The following is a 22000-nucleotide window of genomic DNA, read 5'->3' on the forward strand; positions in this document are numbered from 1 at the left end:
TACTGCAGGGGGGACCCTGTGGGAGAGTAGGACGCCGCCGAACAATTATTCAGGGAAAGCCCCCCGCCATTTCTGGCGGGGGGCTTTTTCGCGTTCCCGGGCTCTCAGAGAATCGGGCCGGCCAGGGTTTCGATCGGCAGCCGGCGGTCCGTTCCGGACTGCTCCGGCGTTCCTGTGGCCCGTCGGGGGTAGAGGTCGTCCCAGCCGCCGACGTAGGTGGTGGTCGGGATGTGGTGGATGCTGCCGTCGTGGCGGTCCACCAGGTAGGGGCCGGAGCCGATCAGGGCCGTGCGCCGGTTCCGGGTGCGGACGAACTCCGCCGACTGCCAGAAGACCAGCCAGCCGGCGGTGTGTTCTTCCACGCGGAGGATGGCGAGTTCGGGGAGGCGGGCCATCCAGGCCACCTCCCCGCGTCGTCTCTCCAGCAGTGCCTCGACCAGTTCGGCAGCGCGCTCTTTCGTGATCATGGATGCGAGTCTGCACCAGGCATGCCGGGGGTCACAGGTGCGAGCCGCCGGTCGCGTCGATGGCCTGGCCGGTGATCCAGCGGGCGTCGGGGGTGGCGAGGAAGGCGACGACGTCGGCGATGTCGTCGGGCCGGCCGATGCGGCCGAGGGCGGAGAGGGCGGCGGCCTGCTGCTGGGCGGCGGGGTTGTCGCGGAGCCAGGAGGCGTTGACGTCGGTGTCGACGATGCCGGGGCGAACGGAGTTGGCGGTGATGCCGCGGGGGCCGAGCTGGGCGGCGAGGTTGAGGGTGAAGTTGTCGAGGGCACCCTTGGTGGCGTTGTAGGCGATGATGTCGGGCATCGCGATGCGGGCGACGCCGCTGGAGATGTTGATGATGCGGCCGCCGTCGCGCAGGCGCGTCAGTGCGTGCTGGACGACGAAGAACGGCGCGCGGACGTTGACCGCGAAGACCTCGTCGAACTCCTCCTCGGTCAGCTCGGCGAGAGTGGAGCTGCGGCCGATGCCCGCGTTGTTGACCAGGATGTCGAGCCGGCCGTCGGGCGCGTAGTCGCGGCCGGCCTCGTCGAAGGCGGCCCACAGGCGGGCGGCGTCGCCGTGGCTGCCGAGCGGGGCGTGGACCAGGAAGGCCCGGCCGCCGTCGGCGCGGATCTTCTCCAGCACGGTGGTGGCGGCGTCGTGGTCGCGGGCGTAGCCGATGGCGACGGTGGCGCCGTCCTGGGCGAGCCGCTCGGCGATGCCGCGGCCGATACCCCGGGAAGCGCCGGTGACCAGGGCGATCTTGCCGTCAAGTGCGCGTGCAGACATGGTGGTTGACCCCGTCCCAACTTATTGAGTGCTCGTTCAAGAAAGACCGTAGCACGGCCCGGCGCACTTATTGAGTGATCGCTCTAAAATGGATGCCATGACGACGAGTACAGGTGCGAGACGAGGCCGCCCGCCCGCCTTCGACCGGGCGGCGGTGCTGGCGGCGGCGACCAGGCTGTTCTGGGAGCGCGGCTACCAGGCGACCTCGGTGGGCGAGCTGACCGGGGCGATGGGGATCAAGCCGGGCAGCCTGTACGCGGCGTTCGGTGACAAGGAATCGCTGTTCCGCGAGGTGGTGGGGGCCTACCAGCAGTCCCCGATGGGCCAGTTCGTCGGCCTGGCGTTCGCGGAGGAGCCGACCGTCCGGGCGGCGTTCGACCGGCTGCTGCGGGACGCGGCGCGGATCTACGCGGATCCGGCGCACCCGGCGGGCTGCCTGGTGATCAGCGCGGCCGCCAACGTCGCCGCCCAGGACGACGAAGTGGCGGTGTTCCTGCGCGATCTGCGGGCGGCCAACCTGGCCGGCTTCGAGGAGAAGCTGTCCACCGCCAAGCGCCTCGGCGAACTCCCGACGGACGCCGAACCGGCCGCGCTGGCACGGTACTTCGGCGCGGTGCTGCAAGGCATGTCGCAGCGCTCCCGGGACGGCGCGGACACCGCCGAGCTGACCGCCACGGCCGAACTGGCCATGCACGCCTGGCCGGTGGCCGACAGCCCGGCCGACAGTCCGGCCGCCTGAGCGCACCGCCCCCGGAAAGCGTCCCCGAGGACGTACGCTCGGCGGTATGCAGACTGCTGAGAACACGTCGGGCGAGGGCCGGGTCGAGCGCGTCGAGGTGCTGACGGCGGAACAGGCCGCGTTGGTGCGCGAGTTGCTGACGGAGGCGGCCCGGGCGGACGGCCGCGAGGCGGTCTCCGAGGCGGGCCGCCTGCGCATCCGCCCCGACAGCCCGCGACCGGGCGTGCGGCACCTGGTGCAGCTGGCGGACGGCCGGGTGACGGGTTATGCCCAGGTCGAGGGCGAACGCCCGGGGACGGTCGAGCTGACCGTCGCCCCGGCCGACCGCGGCCGGGGCCTCGGCGCGGCGCTGGTGCGTACCGTGCTGGACGGCGCGGCCGGCGGGCTGGACTTCTGGGCGCACGGCGGCCTGCCGGCGGCCCGGCACCTGGCCGAGGTCCACGGTGCCGAGCTGGTACGGGAGTTGCGCCAGATGCGCCGCACCGCCGAGGCACCGGAGCCGGCACCGATGCCGGCCGGCGTCGAGCTGCGGACCTTCGAGCCGGGCCGCGACGAGCAGGCCTGGCTGGCACTCAACGCGCTGGCGTTCGCCCACCACCCGGAACAGGGCTCGTGGACGGAGCAGGACCTGGCCGAGCGGATGGCCGAGCCCTGGTTCGACCCGAAGGGCTTCTTCCTCGCCGAGCGCGACGGCCGGCTGGTCGGCTTCCACTGGACCAAGACCCAGCCGGACGGCCTGGGCGAGGTCTACGTGGTGGGCGTGGACCCGGCCGAGCAGGGCGGCGGCCTGGGCAAGGCGCTCACCGCGGCCGGCCTGCGGCACCTGATCCTGGAACGCGGGCTGCCGACCGTGATGCTGTACGTGGACGCCGACAACACGGCGGCCGTCCGGGTGTACGAGCGCCTGGGCTTCGCCGTCCACGAGGTCGACCTGATGTACCGCTGGGAGCCCTCCGCGGAGCGCTGAACGCGCCGGGGAGCGGGCGGGTGCCGGGCGGACGAGGCCGTCCGGTAACCGCCACAGGGGTGACGGACTCAGCTTTCCTCCCGGCCATGCGGTGTTTACCGTGGATTCAATTGGCGCCGCGAAGATCACAGAATGTCGTCCGTATTGCCCCGTCCGCGTCACCGCTCCACCCGCCGCCCGGCCGGGCCGGTTCCGGCTGCGCCGGGTGGGTGGCCGTGGGTCGACGAGGACGAGCAGCGTGCGGAGGTGTGTCCTTCGTCCCGCCGGGACCACGTCCTGCAGGAGGAGCTGGAACTGATGAGCATCCCGCGCCCCGTCTCCGACCCGGCCGCGGCCGAGTCCACGGCCGTGTCCGCCGCCGCGTCCGGCAGAGAGCCCAGCAGAGAGTCCGGCACCGAGCAGAAGCCGACCGCCCGGCCCGGCGGGAAGGCCAGGTCCAGGGCCGCGGCCAAGGAGCCGAAGCCGCGCGCCAAGGCCGAGCCGGCCCGGGCGACCACCGCCCTGCCCGCCGCGGTGGCGGCGACGTTCCTCGGCAGCGGCGCGGCCGGCACGGCCGCCGCCGCGGACGGCGCGCGCGGCGGCCAGGAGGCCGAGCTGCCGGAAGGCCGGTTCCTGGACCGCGAGCGCAGCTGGCTGGCGTTCAACGAGCGGGTGCTCGAGCTCGCCGAGGACCCGAACATCCCGCTGCTGGAGCGCGCCAAGTTCCTGGCCATCTTCGCGTCCAACCTGGACGAGTTCTTCATGGTGCGGGTGGCCGGCCTGAAGCGCCGGATCGCCACCGGCGTCGCCCAGCGCTCGGCGTCGGGCCTGCAGCCCCGCGAGGTGCTGGACCTGATCTGGCGCCGCTCGCGCGAGCTGATGGCCCGCCACGCCGCGACCTTCCAGCAGGAGGTGCTGCCCGACCTGGCCGCCGAGGGCATCGAGCTGGTGCGCTGGCCGGACCTGGCGGAGACCGAGCAGACCCGCCTGCACACGCTGTTCCGGCAGCAGATCTTCCCCGTCCTGACGCCGCTGGCCGTCGACCCGGCGCACCCGTTCCCGTACATATCGGGACTGTCGCTGAACCTGGCGGTGGTGGTGCGCAACCCGGTGTCGGGGCACAAGCACTTCGCCCGGGTGAAGGTGCCGCAGCTGCTGTCGCGCTTCCTGGAGGCCTCGCCGCAGCGGTACGTGCCGCTGGAGGACGTGATGGGCGCGCACCTGGAGGAGCTGTTCCCGGGGATGGAGGTGCTCGCCCACCACGCCTTCCGGGTCACCCGCAACGAGGACCTGGAGGTGGAGGAGGACGACACCGAGAACATCCTCAAGGCCCTGGAGAAGGAGCTGATGCGGCGCCGCTTCGGCCCGCCGGTGCGCCTGGAGGTCGAGGAGTCCATCGACCCGTACATCCTGGACCTGCTGGTGCGGGAGCTGAACATCACCGAGGCCGAGGTCTTCCCGCTGCCCGGCCCGCTCGACCTGACCGGCCTGTTCGGCCTCGCCGACCTGGACCGCCCGGAGCTGCGCTACCCGAAGTTCGTGGCGGGCACCGCACGCGGCCTGATCGACGTCGAGTCGGCCTCGCAGCCGGACATCTTCGCCGCGATGCGCGAACGCGACGTGCTGCTGCACCACCCGTACGACTCGTTCTCCACCTCCGTGCAGGCGTTCCTGGAGCAGGCCGCCGCCGACCCGCACGTGCTGGCGATCAAGCAGACGCTGTACCGCACCTCCGGCGACTCGCCGATCGTGGACGCGCTGATCGACGCCGCCGAGTCCGGCAAGCAGGTGCTGGTCCTGGTGGAGATCAAGGCGCGCTTCGACGAGCAGGCCAACATCAAGTGGGCCCGCAAGCTGGAGGAGGCGGGCTGCCACGTCGTCTACGGCCTGATCGGGCTGAAGACGCACTGCAAGCTGTCGCTGGTGGTCCGCCAGGAGGGCGACACGCTCCGCCGCTACTCGCACGTCGGCACCGGCAACTACCACCCGAAGACCGCCCGGCTGTACGAGGACCTCGGCCTGCTGACCTCCGACCCGCAGGTCGGCGCCGACCTCTCCGACCTGTTCAACCGCCTGTCCGGCTACTCGCGCCGCGAGTCCTACCGCCGGCTGCTGACCGCGCCGCGCGGCCTGCGCGACGGCCTGGTCGCCCGGATCAACGGCGAGATCGCCCACCACCGGGCCGGCCGCCCGGCCTTCGTCAAGCTGAAGGTCAACTCGATCGTCGACGAGGTGGTCATCGACGCCCTGTACCGGGCCTCGCAGGCCGGCGTGCCGGTGGACGTGTGGGTGCGCGGCATCTGCGCGATCCGGCCGGGCGTGCCCGGGCTGAGCGAGAACGTCCGGGTGCGGTCCATACTCGGCCGGTTCCTGGAGCACTCCCGGGTGTTCGTGTTCGGCAACGGCGGCGACCCCGAGGTGTGGATCGGCAGCGCCGACATGATGCACCGCAACCTGGACCGCCGGATCGAGGCCCTGGTACGGGTCACCGACCCCGCGCACCGGGCCGAACTGAACGGGCTGCTGGACCTCGGCGTCTCCGACGAGACCGACTCCTGGCACCTCGGCCCGGACGGCGCCTGGATCCGGCACGCGCAGGACGCCGAGGGCCGCCCGCTGCGGCACGTCCAGGACCTGCTGATCGACTCACGCCGCCGCAACCGCGGCTCCGCCGCCGCACGCTGAGCGGCACCCCGCCCGCGCCGGGAGGCCCCCGGCGCGGGCGGCATGCAGCCCCGGGGCGCACCCGGGGAAGGAATCGGGGAGAGCCACAGCCATGACCGATGCGCCGACGACGGCCCCGGTGGCGCGCGCCGCGACCGCCGGGGAGGTCCTTGCCGGCTACCTGACCGCCCAGGCGGGCGCGTTCCTGCGCGCCCTGCCGCAGGCGGTCGGCGAGGCGGGCTCCAGACCGGGTGCGCTGCCCGCGTCGGCACAGGCCGCGGACGACCTGCGGCGCGCGGTGCGCCGGATCGGCGGGGCGCTGCACACCTTCGCCCCGCTCTTCGACCCGTTCTGGGCGCAGGAGTCGCGGACCGAGCTGCGCTGGCTGGTCGAACTGCTCGCCCAGGAACCCGGCTACCGGAGCCGCGCCGACCGGCTGCTCGGCGCCGTCGACTCGCTGGCCGACACCGGGCCCGACGGGGCCGGCATGCTGGCCGGCCACCCGGGCGCGCCCAAGGCCCGGGCGCTGCTGGAACGCCAGCTGACACTGGCCCGCACCCGCGCCCACACCGCGCTGCTGCAGGAGCTGCGCTCGGCCCGGCTGCACGCGCTGGCGGACCGGATGACGCTGCTGGCCGGCGAGGTGCCGCTGCTGCCGGAGACCGCCGCCGAGCCGGCCCCGGCGCTGCTGCCGCTGACCGCGGCGGCCCTGGGCGCGCTGGTGGCGGAGGTCGAACGGCTGCCCTGGCAGCGCTCCGCGCAGGCCTACGCCGGGGCCGGACTGCACCGGCTGGGCACCGCCCCGGCCGACCCCGGCACCGTCCCGGCGGCGCGCGGTACGGCGGAGGCCGACGTGGCGCTGGCGGCGGACGACGCGCCGTGGCTGCGGGTGCGGATCCTGGTGAAGCGGGCCCGGTACGCGCTGGAGGTGTGCCACGCGCCGGACGGCGAACTCCTGGAGCTGGACCGGGTGCTGGCCCGCCACCAGGAGGCCTCGGACGCGGCGGCCACCGTCGCCACCGCCGCCCGCACGCCGCGGATCACCCCGGCCACGGCGTACGTGCTGGGCGTGGTGCACGCCGATCAGCGGCTGGACGTGGAGGCCGCCCGGTACGCTTTCGGGCGCCAGTGGCCGGTGGTGTCGCCCGGGCTGGCCGGCCCGGCCGCGGTGCTGCCGGACTGACCCCCCGTTCCCCGCCCGGATGGATCGCGTGCCGCAGCTCCCCGACCGCCCGTCCCCGCCCGACCGCGCCCGTGCCCGGTCGGGCGGCGCCCGCACCGACCGCCGCCCCGCCGCCGGGGCCCGCTCGACGGTGCTGGCGGCGGGCGCGGTGCTCTGGGTGCCGGGCCCGCCGCGCAAGGACGGCAGCCGCAAGAAGCCCCGGGTGGCGCTGGTGCACCGCCCCAAGTACGACGACTGGAGCCTGCCGAAGGGCAAGCTCGACCCGGGCGAGGGCTGGCAGGAGGCCGCGCTCCGCGAGGTCCGCGAGGAGACCGGCCTGCACTGCGTGCTGGGCCCGGAGCTCCCCACCCAGCACTACCGGGTGCAGGGCCGGCCGAAGGAGGTCCGGTACTGGGCGGCGGTCCCCACCGGCGGCGCCTTCCGGCCGAACCGCGAGGTGGACCGGCTGGAGTGGCTCCCGCCCCGCCGGGCCAGGCAGCGGCTGACCCACCCCCGCGACCGGGTGCTGATCGACGCGCTGCTGGAGCTGCTGCGCGCCGAGCACTGAGGCCTTGCCCCGCCCCGGTGGTTCGGGTTCCCCCGACGGGTGATCTGCCCGCGCCCTCCCTGTGACGCAACCGTTACTACCGGCCCAGGTTTCCTGACATCCGTCCGAGGTTCACTCCCCGTTCATTTGTGACGGACTGACGCGTCACCTGATCTGCCTAACTTCGGGGTTACCGGAGGGCCGATAGGGCCCCGGACCACAGCAAATCCGGTCGCGCGGCGGCCGGTATTGCCTCAGAAAGGGACACCCTGTGAACCTGCGGAACGGCCGCTCCAAGGCCCTCGCCATCGGTGCCGTCGCGCTCGTCTCCACGCTGTCGCTGTCGGCTTGCGGCACGGACGAGAACACCAAGCCCGCCGCGAACGGCTCGTCCTCCGGTGCCCCTGCGGCCAAGATCGCCTGCTCCGACAAGGGCGGCCAGCTGCTGGCGGCCGGTTCGACCGCGCAGACCCCGGCCATCGAGGTCTGGAAGGCCGCCTACGGCACCGCCTGCGCCAACACCACCCTGACCTACAGCGGTGGCGGCTCCGGCGCGGGCGTCACCCAGTTCAACCAGGGCAAGATCGCCTTCGCGGGCTCCGACGGCGCCCTGAAGCAGTCCGAGATCGACGCCTCGAAGACGGTCTGCACCGGCGGCCAGGGCATCGACCTGCCGATGGTCGGCGGCCTGATCTCGATCGTCTTCAACGTTGAGGGCGTCAACAAGCTGATCGTGGACGGCCCGACGCTGGCCAAGATCTTCGACTCGCAGATCACCAAGTGGAACGCCCCGGAGATCGCCGCCCTGAACCCGGGCGTCAACCTCCCGGCCGCCGACATCCAGGCGATCCACCGCTCCGAGGACTCCGGCACCACCCAGAACCTGACCGCCTACCTGGCCAAGGCCGGCGGCGGCAACTGGAAGTACCCGGCCGCCAAGAGCTGGGCCGGCCAGGGCGGCCAGTCCGCCAACGGCTCCGCCGGTGTCGCGGCCCAGGTCAAGCAGACCAAGAACTCGATCTCCTACGTCGAGCTGTCCTACGCCCAGACCAACAAGCTGAACAGCGCCGCCATCGCCACCGGCGCCTCCAAGCCGGTCGAGGCCACCGCCGCCAACGGCGCCACCACCCTGGCCAACGCCAAGGTCGTCGGCCAGGGCGCGGACATGGCGCTGGACATCGACTACGCGACCAAGGCCGAGGGTGCCTACCCGCTGACCCTGGTCACCTACGAGATCGTCTGCGACAAGGGCAACAAGGCCGAGACCCTGCCCGCCCTGAAGTCCTTCCTGACCTACACCGTCAGCGAGGAGGGCCAGCAGGCCATCGGCGCGGTCGGCTACGTGCCGCTGCCCAAGGAGCTCGCCGGCAAGGTGAAGACCCAGATCGACGCCCTCGCCTGAGGCTGATCGACGACCGGCCGGGCGGCCCCCGAAGGAGGGGGAGGGGCCGCCCGGCCGGGCCGCGTCGAAGCTCCACCCGCACCACCCACCACCAGAACGTCCGGGGCACCGCCGCCAAGGTGCCGCCCTCCGCGGGGCAGCGCCGCCAGACCGGAGTAAACGATCATGACTTCTTCCTCCCCCGCCGACGCGCGGGGACGGACCCCACGACGCCGCGGCGACAGCCGCCGCGGTGACGCCGTGTTCTTCAACCTCTCCCGCGGTGCGGGCATCCTGCTGCTGGTCATCATGGCCGCCATCGCAGGATTCCTGACCTACCGCTCGGCCCTCGCCCTGGGCAAGAACGAGGGCAACTTCCTCACCACCTTCGAGTGGACGCCGGACGCCGCCAAGCCGGTGTTCGGCATCGCCGTCCTCACCTTCGGCACCCTGGTCAGCGCGCTCATCGCGATGGCCATCGCCGTTCCGGTCGCGGTCGGCATCGCGCTGTTCATCTCGCACTACGCGCCGCGCCGGATCGCCCAGCCGTTCGCGTACCTGGTGGACCTGCTGGCCGCCGTCCCGTCGATCGTCTACGGCCTGTGGGGCGTGCTGTTCCTGGTGCCGCACATGGACGGCCTGACCAGCTGGATGGACCAGTACCTCGGCTGGACGTACATCTTCGACCAGTCCAGCGCCGGCGTCCCGCCGCGCAACCTGTTCACGGTCGGCATCCTGCTGGCGATCATGGTGCTGCCGATCATCACCGCGGTCACCCGCGAGGTGTTCCGCCAGGTCCCGCGGATGCACGAGGAGGCGGCGCTCGCGCTCGGCGCGACCCGCTGGGAGATGATCCGCACCGCCGTCCTGCCGTTCGGCCGCCCCGGCATCATCTCCGCGTCGATGCTCGGCCTCGGCCGCGCGCTCGGCGAGACCATCGCGGTCGCGACCGTGCTGTCCACCAACAGCAAGCTGACGCTGCACCTGCTCGACCCGGGCGGCGGCACCTTCGCGGAGAACATCGCCCTGAAGTTCAGCGAGGCCCAGCCGCTCGGCCGGGACGCGCTGATGGCCTCCGGCCTCGTCCTGTTCGTGATCACGCTGCTGGTGAACGGCGCCGCCCGCGTCATCATCGCCCGCCGCAAGGAGTACTCGGGGGCCGCCGCGTGAGTACCGTCTCCACCGTCACCGAAGCCACCCCGCCGCAGCTCAACCACCGGCTGACCGCGGCCCGGCTGCCCCGCTGGGCGCCGGCGGGCATCGCGGTCGCCTCGATCGCCGTCGGCTGCGGCATCGGCGCCGTCGCCGGCCTCGCCAGCCACCTCCAGTGGGGCCTGCTCTCCGCGCTGGTCTTCCTGGCCGCCAGCTACGCCGTCTCCGCCTCGGTCGAGGGCCGCCGGCAGGCCAAGGACCGCTTCGCTACCTCGCTGGTGTGGGTCGCCTTCATCTGCGCCGTGGTGCCGCTGGTCTCGCTGACCTTCTACACCGTGCAGCAGGGCATCGGGGCGATCAGCCCCGAGTTCCTCACCCACTCGATGAAGGGCGTCGTCGCCACCCTCAGCCCGGACGGCGGCATCTACCACGCCATCATCGGCACCATCGAGCAGGTCCTGCTGGCCACCCTGATCGCCGCGCCGATCGGCCTGCTCACCGCCGTCTACCTGGTGGAGTACGGCCGCGGCCGGCTCGCCAAGGCGGTCACCTTCTTCGTCGACGTGATGACGGGCATCCCGTCGGTCGTCGCCGGTCTGTTCATCCTCTCGCTCTGGAACATCCTGCTCGGCTTCCAGTACTCCGGCTTCTCCGGCAGCCTCGCGCTGGCGATCCTGATGATGCCGGTCGTGGTCCGCTCGACCGAGGAGATGCTCAAGCTCGTCCCGAACGAGCTGCGGGAAGCCTCCTACGCGCTCGGCGTGCCGCGCTGGAAGACCATCCTGCGGATCGTGCTCCCCACGGCCATCGGCGGCATCACCACCGGCGTGATGCTGGCGGTCGCCCGCATCACCGGCGAGACCGCGCCCGTGCTGATGCTGGTGTTCGGCGCCGACTTCATCAACAACGATCCGTTCAACGGACCGCAGCAGTCGCTGCCGCTCTACATCTGGCAGCAGTACTCGCAGGTCAACAACGAGTTCGGCTACACGCGCGCCTGGGGCGCGGCGCTGGTGCTGATCGCCTTCGTGATGGGGCTCAACCTCATCGCCCGGGGCATCGCGCGCTGGCGCTCGCCCAAGGGCGGACGCTGACCCCGACTGACGTACGAACAGACGAGAGAAGACGAAAGATCATGGCCAAGCGCATCGACGTCAGCGGACTGTCCGCCTACTACGGCTCCACCCGCGCCATCGAGGACATCTCGATGACCATCGAGCCCCGCTCGGTGACCGCGTTCATCGGCCCCTCCGGCTGCGGCAAGTCCACCTTCCTGCGCACCCTCAACCGGATGCACGAGGTGATCCCCGGCGCCCGCGTCGAGGGCAAGGTGATGCTCGACGACGAGAACCTGTACGGCTCGAACGTCGACCCGGTCGCCGTCCGCCGCTCGGTCGGCATGGTGTTCCAGCGCCCCAACCCGTTCCCCACCATGTCGATCTACGACAACGTGGTGGCCGGCCTCAAGCTGGCGGGCGTCAAGAAGAAGTCCGTGCTGGACGGCGTGGTGGAGAAGTCCCTCCAGGGCGCCAACCTCTGGAACGAGGTCAAGGACCGCCTCAACAAGCCCGGCGCGGGCCTGTCCGGCGGCCAGCAGCAGCGCCTGTGCATCGCCCGGGCGATCGCCGTCGAGCCCGAGGTGCTGCTGATGGACGAGCCCTGCTCGGCCCTCGACCCGATCTCCACCCTCGCCATCGAGGACCTGATCGGTGAGCTGAAGTCGCAGTTCACCATCGTGATCGTGACCCACAACATGCAGCAGGCGGCGCGCGTCTCCGACCGCACCGCGTTCTTCAACCTGGCGGGCGTCGGCCAGCCCGGCAAGCTGATCGAGCTGGACGACACCCAGCGGATCTTCTCCAACCCGTCGGTCCAGGCCACCGAGGACTACATCTCCGGCCGCTTCGGCTGACCGGCCCGGCGCCCAGGCGCCGAGCCCACCGGCTGCTCCGCGGCGCTGCATGGCGGTGCCGCCGCGGAGCGAGGAAGGGCCCGCCCCCGTGCTGTGGGGGCGGGCCCTTCCGCTGTGCCGGTCAGTGCGCTCAGAGGACGATCAGATTGACCAGTCCGAACATCGCGGCGGCCACGACCGCCGCCGCCGGCATCGTGATGAACCAGCCCATCACGATGTTCTTCGCCACGCCCCAGCGGACCGCGCGGACCCGCTTGGTGGCGCCCACGCCCATGATCGCCGAGGTGATCACGTGGGTGGTGGAGATCGGCGCGGCGTAGACGAACGAGGTGACGTACATGACCGCGGAGGCGGTGGCCTCGGCGGCGAAGCCCTGCGGCGGGTCCAGCTCGATGATCTTCCGGCCGAGGGTGCGCATGATCCGCCAGCCGCCCGCGTAGGTGCCCAGCGAGAGCATCAGGGCGCAGGAGATCTTCACCCAGATCGGGATGCCCGTCCCGGAGTGGTGGCCGGAGATGGTCAGGGCCATCACCACGATGCCCATGGTCTTCTGGGCGTCCTGCAGGCCGTGGGCCAGCGCCATCGCGGCGGCCGAGGCGGTCTGCGCCACCCGGAAGTTGCGCTTGGCCTTGTGCGGGTTGGCCTTCTTGAAGATCCACAGGATCGCCAGCATGACCAGGAAGCCGCCGATCAGGCCGACGACCGGAGAGATGATCATCGGAAGGATGATCTTCTCCACCACGCCGTGCCAGACCACGTCGGTGCCGCCGGCCAGCGCCGCTCCCACCATGCCGCCGAACAGCGCGTGCGAGGAGGAGGACGGAAGGCCGAAGTACCAGGTCACCAGGTTCCAGGCGATCGCTCCGACCAGCGCGGCGAACAGGATCGCCATGCCCTTGGAGCCCGTCGGGGTCGCGATGATCCCCTCGGAGACGGTCTTCGCCACCCCGCTGCCGAGGAAGGCGCCCGCCAGGTTCATCACCGCCGCCATCGCCAGCGCCGCCCGGGGCGTCAGCGCCCGGGTGGAGACCGAGGTGGCGATCGCGTTTGCGGAGTCGTGGAAGCCGTTCGTGTAAGTGAAGAAGAAAGCGACGCCGACGACGACGATCAGTGCTGCCATGTCCACGGAGCTCAGGACTCCTTGACGGCGATGGTCTCCACCGTGTTGGCCACGTGCTCGAACGCGTCGGCGGCCTCTTCGAGAACGTCCACGACCTGCTTGAGCTTCAGCACCTCGATCGCGTCGTACTGGCCGGAGAACAGGTGGGCCAGCAGCTTGCGGTGGATCTGGTCCGCCTGGTTCTCCAGCCGGTTGATCTCGATCCAGTACTCGGTGAGGTTCGACATCGACCGCAGGTTGGGCATCGCCTCGGCGGTCAGCTCGGCCGCCCGGGCCAGCACCTCGATCTGCTGCTCGATGCCCTTGGGGAGGGTCTCGATGTCGTACAGCACGACGAGGTCGACGGCCTCCTCCATGAAGTCCATGATGTCGTCCAGCGAGGAGGCCAGCGTGTAGATGTCCTCCCGGTCGAACGGGGTGATGAACGAGGAGTTCAGCTGGTGGAAGATCGCATGGGTGGTGTCGTCCCCGGCGTGCTCGGCGGCGCGCATGCGCTCGACGATCTCCGCGCGGGCGGACACGTCCGAGCCCAGTAGTTCCAGCAGGAGCTTCGATCCGACGACCAGGTTCTCCGCCGCGGCGGCGAACATGTCGTAGAAGCTCGTCTCCTTCGGGGTCAGGCTAAAACGCACGGAAATCTCCGATGTGCGGGGTCGGTACTTGACGATGCTAGGCGCACGCCCGGCGTGTCCGAGCACGGGGCTGCCGACGCGCGCCCTAAGTGTGTCCCACGACACGCCGGTTTGCTCCCGCTCTGCACGGGGATCTCTGAGCTGACGCCCGGACGGCGGAACACCGCGCGGGCCCCGAATGTTGGAAACTGGGGACACCTCCCGGCCGAAGGCCGGGGGAGGGCCGAGTACCGAAACCAAGAGGGCGGACCGGGATGACCACCATCGACACCCCCAGCACCAAAACCGCGCCGGCCTGCCACGGAGCGGTGCAGGGCGACGGCCCGCACGGCTACAGCGCCGACAAGGAATCCCACCTGAAGCGCCTGCGCCGGATCGAGGGCCAGATCCGCGGCCTCCAGCGGATGGTCGACGAGGACGTCTACTGCATCGACATCCTCACCCAGGTCTCCGCCTCCACCAAGGCGCTGCAGTCCTTCGCGCTGTCGCTGCTGGAGGAGCACCTGGCGCACTGCGTGGCGGCCGCGGCCGCGGCGGAGGACGGCGGCGAGGAGCTGAACGCCAAGGTCTCCGAGGCCAGCGCGGCCATCGCGCGCCTGCTGCGCACCTGACGCACCGCCCGTTCCCGACGACCGCTCAGCCGTCCGTGCCCGCCGCGCCGGACGGCTGAGCGGCGTCTCTGCGCAGCAGCACCCGGTCGATCTGCTCGGCGGCCAGCCGCTCGGCGTGACTGGCCGAGGCGGCGATCATCAGCTCGCCGGCCAGGTCGATCTCGTCCAGCGCGGTGCTGTCGTGGCCGCCGGTGCCGCTCTCCCCGGTTGCCATTGGCCTCCACCCCTTCCGCGCCCCGTCCGTGCCGACCGGCCCCCGTACCAGCGTAGGCAGCGGGCGGCCCGCCCACATGGCACGGACGGGCCATCTCTGGTGTCCGAAACGGGTGGGACGGTCACTTCGGGGAGGGCGAGGGCTTCATCGACCACAGGTCGCCGGCGGGCGGCTCGGCGGCCTCCACCGGCTTGCCGAAGTCGCTCAGCCGCAGCGTGGAGACCACCTTCACCTGGTCCTTCGCGGCAGTGGAGCCGGCCACCCCGGCGAAGGTGAAGTTCTCCACCACCTTGTGCAGCCGGCCCTGGCCGTCCAGCCAGACCTCGTACGGGACCTCCTTGACCGTGAAGGTCTGCCCGGCCATCCGCAGCCCGTCCGCGCCGCGGCCGCCGGTGGCGTCGGCGGCCTTGGACAGGTCCAGGGTGCCCTTGAAGTGCTTCAGCTCCACGCCGTCCACCGTCTCGGCGCCGACCAGCTCGGCGGTCTGCGCGCCGCGCAGCGCGCCCGCCGCGGTCGCCGGGTCGGTGGCGCCGGAGCTCACCAGGTTGCCGTCCGGGAGCTGGCGGACGTCCAGCTTGACCCACTTGCCCTCGGGGATCTTGGCGCCGCTGTTCTGCAGGTAGACCGTGCCGGGCAGCACCACCTCGGTGATCCTCCCGCTGGTGGCGGCACCCGGCGGGACGTCGATCTCCAGCCGGCCCAGCCGCTTCACGTAGTCGTAGCCGCCGGTGCCGTGGAACACCGACTTCTTCTCCGCCGACTCCGTGCTCAGCTCGGTGACGGCGTGCGCCGAGCCGGTGCGGCCGGTGATGTCGGCGGCGGAGCGCACCGCCGTCAGCGGGTCGGCGGACAGCTGGTCGGCGGAGCTGTCCTGGTTCTGCCCGCCGCCGGTGCAGGCGGTCAGCAGCGCGGCGAGCACGGCCGCGGCGGCGACCCCGTTGAGCTTCTTCACGACTTCGACAACCCCCTGCGCCCCGGACGACCCGGCAAGCAGCCGCCCCGGATGGGCAGCGCGCCTGCCCGGCAAACGAGTTGGGGCGCGGAAGGTTACGTCTCGGACACCCGTGCCGTTCTGGGGCCGGAGGGGACTACCGTGAAACACGTGGCAGACCGGAAGCCGGAGACGACCGGCTTGGCAGCACGGAACGACCATCGGCCCGAGGTGGTGGAGCGCGGCTCCTTCTGCTTCGCCCAGTGCGACTGCGGCTGGTACGCCCCCGGGCGGCGATCCCGCGACAAGGCCCGGCGGGACGCGGCCGGGCACGAGGCGGACCCGGACCCGGCCGACTGACCCGGCCGGCCGTCAGGCCGCCAGATCCGACTCCCGGTCGCGCTCCGCCCGCCGGCCCGCGCGGCCGAGCCGGCCCCCGGCCGGGGCGGCCGACCGACGCCGGCCGCCGGCCGCCGCCGGGGCCTTGGCCATCACCAGCGGTCGCAGCGCCGTCCGGGACAGCGCGTGGCACAGCGGCACCAGCACGGCCATCGCGATCGGCGCGAGCAGCAGCACCACGGCGGTGGCCAGCGCGTAGCCGCCGATCACGTCGGTCGGGTAGTGCACGCCCACGTACATCCGGCAGAAGCCCTGCAGCAGGGCGAGCGCCCCGGCGGCCACGCCGAGCTTGCGGTTGACCAGGAACACCGCGACGGCGATGCCCATGGACATCGCCGAGTGGTCGCTGACGAAGGACAGGGTGTCCTCCTTGCCGGCCACCAGCACGTCGATCTCGGGGTGGTCGACGAACGGGCGGGGCCGGTCCACGATGGCCGAGATCGGCAGGTTGGCGAGCTCGGCGATGGCGACCGCGATCGGCGCCCACAGCACCCCGGCGACCGCGACCGGCGCGTCCGGGCGGCGGCGGGCGCTCAGCCAGGCGGTCAGTCCGATCGCGGCCAGGCCCAGCAGGATGCCGTACTCGGCGGTCCAGGAGACCAGCGAGTCCAGCCAGCCGGGCGCGTCGGCGGCCAGGCCGTTGACGGCCTTGAGCACACCCAGGTCGGGATCGCCCGAACCGGCTCCGGCATCGGCGAGCAGCGTGGGCACGCCGCACCTCCCTGTCCGCATCTCCGCAGTGGTTCCCGGTCCGTGCGGCCGGGTGCGGACGTCCGGCAGCCTCCTGAGTCAACGCGATCCGGGCGGTCGGGGGTTCCGCCGAAACGTGCTGTTATGCAAACTTGACTCAGCGTCCACCCCGCATGCACATGCCGACCGGACGCCCTGTCAGCTCTTTGCCGGCCCTTGACCCGCCGTGATGGTGCCGTCGTTCATGTTCCGGGCCGGCAGCGCCGCCGCCCCGTCCGGGGTGACCCGGGTCGCCCCGATGTAGTCGCGCTGGTTGATGGTGTCGTAGCGCACCTTGGCGCCGGTGTGCGGGGCGTCGATCATGTACCCGCCGCCGACGTAGATCCCCACGTGGTGGATGGTGCGCGGATCCTCCAGGTCATTGGCGAAGAACACCAGGTCGCCCGGCCGGAGTTGGTCCCGCGACGGGTGCGGACCGCTGTACCACTGGTCGTTGGCCACCCGGGGCAGCGTGATGCCCACGCTCTCGAACGCCGCCCGGGTCAGGCCCGAGCAGTCGAACCGCCCGTCCTCCCAGGCCTGTCCGGTGCCGCCCCACAGGTAGTCGGTGCCCAACTTGCTCTGCGCGAAGTAGATCGCCCCCGCCGCCTCCTTGGACAGCGCCAACTGCGCCCCCGGCTTCGGCGGCGCGGTGAACGAGGTGGCCAGCGCCCTGATGCTCTTCACGTACCCCTGGGTCTCGCGGTACGGCGGCACCCCGTTGTACTTGATCACCGCGTACGGCCCCGCGTTGTACGCCGCCAGCATGTTGGCCTGCTTGTCCCCGGGCACGTTCGCGACGTCCCGGGCCAGCGCGCAGTCGTAGGTGGCGGCGGAGGCGATCGCGTCCTCCGCGTTCCAGATGTCCGACTTGCCGTCGCCGTTGCCGTCCGTCCCGTACGTCGCCCACGTCCCCTCCAGGAACTGGGCCATCCCGTACGCCTTCGCCGGGCTCTTCGCCAACGGGTCGAAACCGCTCTCCTGGTACAGCTGCGCGGCCAGCATCGGCGCCGAGATCTCCGGGCACAGCAGGCCCCACTTCTGGATCTGCGCCCGGTACTGCGCCGGCACCGTCCCACCGGACAGCGCCAGTTCACCGGAGCGCTCCGGGGCCCCGCTGGCCGCGTACGTCCCCAGCGTCACCACCCCGACGAACCCGACGGCGACCACCGCGGTCGCGGCACCCGCGAGCTTCGCCTTCCGGAGCACCATCCCGCACCATCCCGACGGATCGTCAGCTGCCATGTCCCGTTGCGTTATTGCCCGGTGCAATCATCACAGATACCAAGGGCGGGCAGTATCCTCGGACTACCGGACATCTTGGCGGAGGCGTCCGGCCACCACGAGCGATCCGCGAGAAGCAGCCAAGTCGACGTCAGATCTGGCCAAGAATAGGACCTGCCCCTTCGCTCGACCGTGGTCCGGGGCCTTGAATTTTCCTGATCGGGCGGTGAGATGGGATGAACCTGAACGTGGACAGCACAACGATCCGGTACCTGGCGGAGGACCCGCCCAAGAAGGCCAACATCGACACCATCATCGGCGGCATCGCCCCCGACTGGGGCCCGTTCGCCTCGCTCGGCTCCTCGGCCCGCGTGATGGTCCAGGTCGTGATGGCCGTCGCCATCCTGCTCTGCCTCGGCATCGCCATCTGGGGCGCCGCCAAGCAGCGGATCGGCGCCACCGCGATGCGCGACACCTTCAGCGCCGAACAGGGCAAGGGCCTGATCATCGCCGGCCTGACCGGCGTCTTCATCATCGGCTCGCTCGGCACCCTGTTCACCATCGTCTACGGCATGGCGATCTGACGACCCGCCGACTCCCGTCCCACCCGCGCCGACCCACGCACCGCGTCCCGCGCGCCGACACCGAGAACACCCGTCACGCCGCGTCCCCCACGCGGTGACGCCGCACCAGGAGGGCCCCGTGCCGTTGTCCGACGACCAGCCGCACACCCGCACGCGGCTACCGGTCGCCGAACAGACCGCCCCCGCGGCAGGCCGCCAGGCCCGGCCGCTGCGCACCCTCCTGACCATCCTCGGCATCGTCACCCTGCTGGTGGTCGCCGTCGCCATCGCCAACCGCGACAAGGCCGTCCCCGGCCGCACCCCCGCCGCCGCCTCCGGCGACCAGGCCCAGGGCGGCGCCACCCCCACCGCCGGCCACACCGCCGCCACCGGCCAACAGCCCGTCACCACCACCACCAACGGCATCGCCACCGGCTACCCCCACACCGACCAGGGCGCGCAGTCCGCCGCCGCCAACTACGCCGTCGCGCTGGGCTCCACCGACATGTTCCGCCCCGACACCCGCCACACCATCCTCGCCACCCTCGCCGACCCCACCACCCTCCCCACCCTCCAATCCCGCCTGGACCAGGCGTTCTCCCCGGAGACCAACGCGCGCTACGGCCTCGACGCCAAGGGCGGCGCGCCCAAGGGCCTGACGTTCATCAGCCGTACCGTTCCGATCGGCGCGGACCTGGCGAACTACTCGGACACCGGGACGAAGGTGGACGTGTGGTGCAACTCGCTGGTCGGGCTGACGGGCGACGCCTCGACGATCCCGGTCACCGAGAACTGGTACACGCTCAACATCACGCTGCGCTGGACCGGCAGCGACTGGAAGCTCATCGATTACAGCCGGAAGGCAGGCCCGGCCCCGTTGCCCGCTGACCAACAGGCCGCGACCTCGGAGGAGATCACGGATGCCGTCCAGCAGTTCGGAGGTTTCCGTTATGCGCGCTGACGGATCGGGCAGAGGCTTCGGCCGCCGAGTCGCAGCACTGGCCGGCGCGAGCGCCGTCCTTCAGATGGTGATGCTCGCGGTGGCCAGGGTCGCCACCGCCGACCCCAGTCCCAGCGCCCAGCCGACCTGCAAGGTGGACGTCCCGGTGCCGGGCGCCGACAAGCTGTGCACTCCCCCCGATGCGGTGTACATCCCCGGCGGCAATTCCGTCTCCAACGTCACCGACCCCCTCGGGTCGCTCGCGAAGGGTTGTGCCCAGGCCGCTGCCTGGGTGGTGCGGCAGTTGGCGGGGGCGATCGACGGGACGACGAAGGTCGACTTCACGAACGCGGCGTTCCTGCAGCAGTACGCGGTGGTGTTCGCGGTGTCGACGGTGGTCACGCTGGTGCTGTGGCTGCTGGCGGTGACGAAGCGGGCGGTGCGGGGTGCGCCGTTGGGGCAGGCGTTCGGCGAGGCGGTCGGGTTCCTGTGGCTGACGGTGATCGCTTCGGCGTTCACGCCGCTGATCCTGTACACGGTGGTGACGGTCACCGACGGGATGACGGAAGCGATCGCGGCGGGGACGAAGTCCGACACGGGGACGTACCTGGGCGGGTTCGCGGACACCCTGGACAAGGGCACCATGGGCGGTGGCCCGCTGATCCTGATCATCGTGTCGCTGGTGGCGGTGCTGGCCGCGGCGGTGCTGTGGATCGAGCTGGTGATCCGGGCGGCGATGCTGTACGTGGGCGCGCTGCTGGGGACGGCGGTGTACGCGGGGCTGGTGGACAAGCAGCTGTGGAAGCACGTGCGCCGGTGGGCCGCGATGATGCTGGCGGTCGACCTGGCGAAGCCGATCATCGTGATCATCCTGGGCCTGGCGGGCGCGGTGGCGACCGGCTCGGGCGCGGACGACGATTTCGCGCGGGTGCTGAGCGGGCTGGCGATCCTGTTCCTGTCGATCTTCGCGAGCGCCGCGGTGTACCGGTTCGTGCCGGGCTTCGGCGACGAGCTGCTGTCGATGCGGCGGGCCCGGGCGAGCGCGGTGCAGGCCGGCAGTGCGATGATCAACGGCCCGGCGAACCTGGTGAAGCAGGGTATTTCGACGCACGGTTCGCGCGTCGGCCCGCAGGCCGGGAACGCCTCGCCGGGCGCGGGCGGTGGCGGGGTGGCCCCGGGCATCGCCGCGCACGCGTCCCGTCCCGCCGGTCCCGGTCGGGCGGCCGCGCCGCCCGCGCAGTCGCAGGCCCCGGTCAACAACCCGAAGGGAGGGTGACGGGTAGATGAGCAGCGAACAGTTCGGCCAGTACGGCACCCAGTACGCCCAGCAGCGCCGCAGCTACCTGATCGGCAAGGCGCGCCCGAACGCGCCGATCGGGCGCAACCGGGAGACCGGCGAGATCGTGCTGATCATCGCCGGCGCGGGCCTGGGCATGCTGTGGGGCCTGGGGGTGCCGATCCTGCCGCTGCGGCTGGCCGGCCTGGTGGGCTTCCCGCTGCTGGCGATCATGGCGGTGTACGTGCCGTACCGGCGGCGGACGTTCTACAAGTGGGTGGAGATCAACCGGACGTACCGGCGGACGGTGCGCAGCGGCCGGGCGGTGTGGAAGCCGGAGGTGCACGAGGCCGGGACGCGGTTGGACGGGCGCGAGGTGGAGGTCGGCCCGCCGCCGGGCGTGGGGCGGCTGCGCTGGCTGACCGCGCCGTTCGGGCCGGACGAGGTCGCGGTGCTGATGCACCTGGAGCGGCGCACGGTGACCGCGGCGATCGAGATCGAGGGCCCGGGCGTGGGCCTGCGCGACTCGGAGGACCAGGAGGCGCTGGTCGACCGGTTCGGCACGCTGCTGAAGCACGTGGCCAACGGCGACGGCTTCGTGACGCGGCTGCAGATCCTGGCCCGGACGCTGCCGGCCGACCCGGACGCGCACGCCAAGGACGTGGAGCGGCGCGGCGACCACTCGGCGCCGCGCTGGCTGCAGGAGAGCTACGACCAGCTGCAGTCGATGGTGTCGACCTCTTCGGAGCAGCACCGGGCGTATCTGGTGGCCTGCATGCAGTACACCCGGGAGCTGGCGTCCGAGGCGCATGCGATGGGACGGACCGCGTACGGGCGCGGGGAGGGCAAGCGGGACCGCGGGGACGACGGCCTGGCGACCGTGATGGCGCGTGAACTCACCGACATCTGCGCCCGGTTGGCGGAGGCGGACATCCGGGTGCGGCAGCCGCTGGGGCAGGCCCGGCTGGCCTCGCTGATCCACTCGATGTACGACCCGGACCACCCGATCGACCACATCCAGGCGATGAGCAGGCGCAACGCCTGGCCGGCCGAGCTGGACGCCACGCACCCGCAGTACCTGCAGGCGAAGACCCGGGAGTCGGCGACCCGGGAGCCGTGGTGCCACGCCACCGCGTGGATCAAGGAGTGGCCGCTGACCCCGGTCGGGGTGAACTTCCTGGCGCCGCTGCTGGTGCACACCCCGGACGTGATCCGGACGGTCGCGGTGACCATGGACCTGGAGCCGACCGACGTCGCGATCGAGCGGATGCTCACCGAGAAGACCAACGACGAGGCGGAGGCCAGCCGGGCGGCGAAGATGAACCGCACGGTGGACCCGCGCGACCTGGCGCACACCGGCCGGGTGGACCAGCGCGGCGACGACCTGGCGTCCGGCGCGGCCGGGGTGAACCTGGTGGGCTACCTGACGGTGTCCTCGCGCAGCCCGGAGGCGCTGGCCCGGGACAAGCGGACCATCCGCGCCTCGGCGGGCAAGAGCTACCTGAAGCTGGAGTGGTGCGACCGCGAGCACCACCGGGCCTTCGTCAACACCCTGCCGTTCGCCACCGGCATCCGCCGCTGACCCC

The 22000-nt window shown here is 71.8% G+C and carries 23 protein-coding genes; 15 read left to right on the top strand and 8 right to left on the bottom strand.

The genetic code is table 11. From position 1 onward, the window contains the following. Positions 1–104: 104 nt before the first annotated feature. Positions 105–467 (bottom strand): YrhB domain-containing protein, encoded by a 363-nt coding sequence (locus ACWEMJ_RS18405; protein ID WP_452138105.1) that lies wholly within the window; start codon positions 465–467, stop codon positions 105–107. Between the two features lie 31 nt (positions 468–498). Beyond that, entirely contained in the window at positions 499–1272 is a 774-nt protein-coding gene (locus ACWEMJ_RS18410; RefSeq protein ID WP_452138106.1) for a glucose 1-dehydrogenase, read from the bottom strand. A 97-nt stretch (positions 1273–1369) separates the two neighbouring features. Here ACWEMJ_RS18410 and ACWEMJ_RS18415 point away from each other — a divergent pair, with 97 nt between their 5' ends. The 9 genes from ACWEMJ_RS18415 to pstB all read left to right on the top strand — a co-directional run bounded on the left by ACWEMJ_RS18415 (position 1370) and on the right by pstB (position 11775). After that, a complete protein-coding gene (locus tag ACWEMJ_RS18415; protein ID WP_452138107.1) occupies positions 1370–2011 on the top strand; it encodes a TetR/AcrR family transcriptional regulator in 642 nt (213 codons plus the stop codon). Positions 2012–2057: 46 nt separating this feature from the next. Beyond that, the gene (mshD, locus tag ACWEMJ_RS18420) at positions 2058–2978 is read left to right on the top strand and encodes a mycothiol synthase (RefSeq protein WP_452138108.1); all 921 of its coding nucleotides are present in this window, start codon (positions 2058–2060) and stop codon (positions 2976–2978) included. Between the two features lie 297 nt (positions 2979–3275). Further along, positions 3276–5642 (top strand): RNA degradosome polyphosphate kinase, encoded by a 2367-nt coding sequence (locus ACWEMJ_RS18425; RefSeq protein ID WP_452138109.1) that lies wholly within the window; start codon positions 3276–3278, stop codon positions 5640–5642. A 91-nt stretch (positions 5643–5733) separates the two neighbouring features. After that, on the top strand, positions 5734–6804 hold the full coding sequence (locus ACWEMJ_RS18430) for a CHAD domain-containing protein (protein ID WP_452138110.1): 1071 nt from the start codon (positions 5734–5736) through the stop codon (positions 6802–6804). 130 nt (positions 6805–6934) lie between these two features. Further along, the gene (locus ACWEMJ_RS18435) at positions 6935–7351 is read left to right on the top strand and encodes an NUDIX hydrolase (protein WP_452138157.1); all 417 of its coding nucleotides are present in this window, start codon (positions 6935–6937) and stop codon (positions 7349–7351) included. A 250-nt stretch (positions 7352–7601) separates the two neighbouring features. Beyond that, positions 7602–8732, top strand: a complete 1131-nt coding sequence (gene pstS, locus ACWEMJ_RS18440; protein WP_452138111.1) for a phosphate ABC transporter substrate-binding protein PstS — start codon at positions 7602–7604, stop codon at positions 8730–8732. A gap of 165 nt (positions 8733–8897) precedes the next feature. Further along, positions 8898–9881: a phosphate ABC transporter permease subunit PstC gene (gene pstC, locus ACWEMJ_RS18445; protein ID WP_452138112.1), complete on the top strand. Its 984-nt coding sequence runs from the start codon at positions 8898–8900 to the stop codon at positions 9879–9881. Beyond that, positions 9878–10957, top strand: a complete 1080-nt coding sequence (pstA, locus tag ACWEMJ_RS18450) for a phosphate ABC transporter permease PstA (RefSeq protein ID WP_452138113.1) — start codon at positions 9878–9880, stop codon at positions 10955–10957. Before pstC ends, pstA begins: the two co-directional genes overlap by 4 nt. A gap of 41 nt (positions 10958–10998) precedes the next feature. Further along, positions 10999–11775 carry a phosphate ABC transporter ATP-binding protein PstB gene (gene pstB, locus ACWEMJ_RS18455; RefSeq protein WP_380372985.1) on the top strand — a complete coding sequence of 259 codons (777 nt, stop codon included), beginning with the start codon at positions 10999–11001 and terminating at the stop codon, positions 11773–11775. 130 nt (positions 11776–11905) lie between these two features. Here pstB and ACWEMJ_RS18460 read toward each other — a convergent pair whose 3' ends face one another. After that, entirely contained in the window at positions 11906–12901 is a 996-nt protein-coding gene (locus tag ACWEMJ_RS18460; protein WP_452138114.1) for an anion permease, read from the bottom strand. 5 nt (positions 12902–12906) lie between these two features. Continuing rightward, positions 12907–13527, bottom strand: a complete 621-nt coding sequence (locus ACWEMJ_RS18465; protein WP_452138115.1) for a DUF47 domain-containing protein — start codon at positions 13525–13527, stop codon at positions 12907–12909. A 254-nt stretch (positions 13528–13781) separates the two neighbouring features. Here ACWEMJ_RS18465 and ACWEMJ_RS18470 point away from each other — a divergent pair, with 254 nt between their 5' ends. Next, positions 13782–14138: a metal-sensitive transcriptional regulator gene (locus tag ACWEMJ_RS18470; protein ID WP_452138116.1), complete on the top strand. Its 357-nt coding sequence runs from the start codon at positions 13782–13784 to the stop codon at positions 14136–14138. 25 nt (positions 14139–14163) lie between these two features. On the opposite strand, the gene ACWEMJ_RS18475 is transcribed toward ACWEMJ_RS18470, so the two are convergent. Then, positions 14164–14352 (bottom strand): hypothetical protein, encoded by a 189-nt coding sequence (locus tag ACWEMJ_RS18475; RefSeq protein WP_452138117.1) that lies wholly within the window; start codon positions 14350–14352, stop codon positions 14164–14166. 121 nt (positions 14353–14473) lie between these two features. Beyond that, positions 14474–15304: a hypothetical protein gene (locus ACWEMJ_RS18480; RefSeq protein WP_452138118.1), complete on the bottom strand. Its 831-nt coding sequence runs from the start codon at positions 15302–15304 to the stop codon at positions 14474–14476. Between the two features lie 150 nt (positions 15305–15454). Here ACWEMJ_RS18480 and ACWEMJ_RS18485 point away from each other — a divergent pair, with 150 nt between their 5' ends. Further along, a complete protein-coding gene (locus ACWEMJ_RS18485; RefSeq protein ID WP_452138119.1) occupies positions 15455–15643 on the top strand; it encodes a hypothetical protein in 189 nt (62 codons plus the stop codon). A gap of 12 nt (positions 15644–15655) precedes the next feature. On the opposite strand, the gene ACWEMJ_RS18490 is transcribed toward ACWEMJ_RS18485, so the two are convergent. Both ACWEMJ_RS18490 and ACWEMJ_RS18495 read right to left on the bottom strand, forming a co-directional pair. After that, entirely contained in the window at positions 15656–16393 is a 738-nt protein-coding gene (locus ACWEMJ_RS18490; protein ID WP_452138120.1) for a phosphatase PAP2 family protein, read from the bottom strand. A 177-nt stretch (positions 16394–16570) separates the two neighbouring features. Next, the gene (locus ACWEMJ_RS18495; protein ID WP_452138121.1) at positions 16571–17623 is read right to left on the bottom strand and encodes a C40 family peptidase; all 1053 of its coding nucleotides are present in this window, start codon (positions 17621–17623) and stop codon (positions 16571–16573) included. A gap of 248 nt (positions 17624–17871) precedes the next feature. Here ACWEMJ_RS18495 and ACWEMJ_RS18500 point away from each other — a divergent pair, with 248 nt between their 5' ends. The 4 genes from ACWEMJ_RS18500 to ACWEMJ_RS18515 all read left to right on the top strand — a co-directional run bounded on the left by ACWEMJ_RS18500 (position 17872) and on the right by ACWEMJ_RS18515 (position 21996). Next, positions 17872–18219 carry a hypothetical protein gene (locus tag ACWEMJ_RS18500; protein WP_452138122.1) on the top strand — a complete coding sequence of 116 codons (348 nt, stop codon included), beginning with the start codon at positions 17872–17874 and terminating at the stop codon, positions 18217–18219. Between the two features lie 118 nt (positions 18220–18337). Continuing rightward, on the top strand, positions 18338–19159 hold the full coding sequence (locus tag ACWEMJ_RS18505) for a hypothetical protein (protein WP_452138123.1): 822 nt from the start codon (positions 18338–18340) through the stop codon (positions 19157–19159). Between the two features lie 64 nt (positions 19160–19223). Beyond that, positions 19224–20414 (top strand): hypothetical protein, encoded by a 1191-nt coding sequence (locus tag ACWEMJ_RS18510; RefSeq protein WP_452138124.1) that lies wholly within the window; start codon positions 19224–19226, stop codon positions 20412–20414. Between the two features lie 7 nt (positions 20415–20421). Then, complete coding sequence (locus tag ACWEMJ_RS18515; RefSeq protein ID WP_452138125.1) at positions 20422–21996, top strand: SCO6880 family protein; 1575 nt, start codon at positions 20422–20424, stop codon at positions 21994–21996. Positions 21997–22000: the final 4 nt, after the last annotated feature.

This window comes from Kitasatospora sp. NPDC004531 (assembly GCF_053602195.1).

Coding starts and splice junctions, on each gene's coding strand:
- ACWEMJ_RS18405 (WP_452138105.1), bottom strand. CDS start 467: ATGATCACGAAAGAGCGCGCTGCCGAACTGGTCGAGGCACTGCTGGAG.
- ACWEMJ_RS18410 (WP_452138106.1), bottom strand. CDS start 1,272: ATGTCTGCACGCGCACTTGACGGCAAGATCGCCCTGGTCACCGGCGCT.
- ACWEMJ_RS18415 (WP_452138107.1), top strand. CDS start 1,370: ATGACGACGAGTACAGGTGCGAGACGAGGCCGCCCGCCCGCCTTCGAC.
- mshD (WP_452138108.1), top strand. CDS start 2,058: ATGCAGACTGCTGAGAACACGTCGGGCGAGGGCCGGGTCGAGCGCGTC.
- ACWEMJ_RS18425 (WP_452138109.1), top strand. CDS start 3,276: ATGAGCATCCCGCGCCCCGTCTCCGACCCGGCCGCGGCCGAGTCCACG.
- ACWEMJ_RS18430 (WP_452138110.1), top strand. CDS start 5,734: ATGACCGATGCGCCGACGACGGCCCCGGTGGCGCGCGCCGCGACCGCC.
- pstC (WP_452138112.1), top strand. CDS start 8,898: ATGACTTCTTCCTCCCCCGCCGACGCGCGGGGACGGACCCCACGACGC.
- pstB (WP_380372985.1), top strand. CDS start 10,999: ATGGCCAAGCGCATCGACGTCAGCGGACTGTCCGCCTACTACGGCTCC.
- ACWEMJ_RS18470 (WP_452138116.1), top strand. CDS start 13,782: ATGACCACCATCGACACCCCCAGCACCAAAACCGCGCCGGCCTGCCAC.
- ACWEMJ_RS18475 (WP_452138117.1), bottom strand. CDS start 14,352: ATGGCAACCGGGGAGAGCGGCACCGGCGGCCACGACAGCACCGCGCTG.
- ACWEMJ_RS18495 (WP_452138121.1), bottom strand. CDS start 17,623: ATGGTGCTCCGGAAGGCGAAGCTCGCGGGTGCCGCGACCGCGGTGGTC.
- ACWEMJ_RS18500 (WP_452138122.1), top strand. CDS start 17,872: ATGAACCTGAACGTGGACAGCACAACGATCCGGTACCTGGCGGAGGAC.
- ACWEMJ_RS18510 (WP_452138124.1), top strand. CDS start 19,224: ATGGTGATGCTCGCGGTGGCCAGGGTCGCCACCGCCGACCCCAGTCCC.
- ACWEMJ_RS18515 (WP_452138125.1), top strand. CDS start 20,422: ATGAGCAGCGAACAGTTCGGCCAGTACGGCACCCAGTACGCCCAGCAG.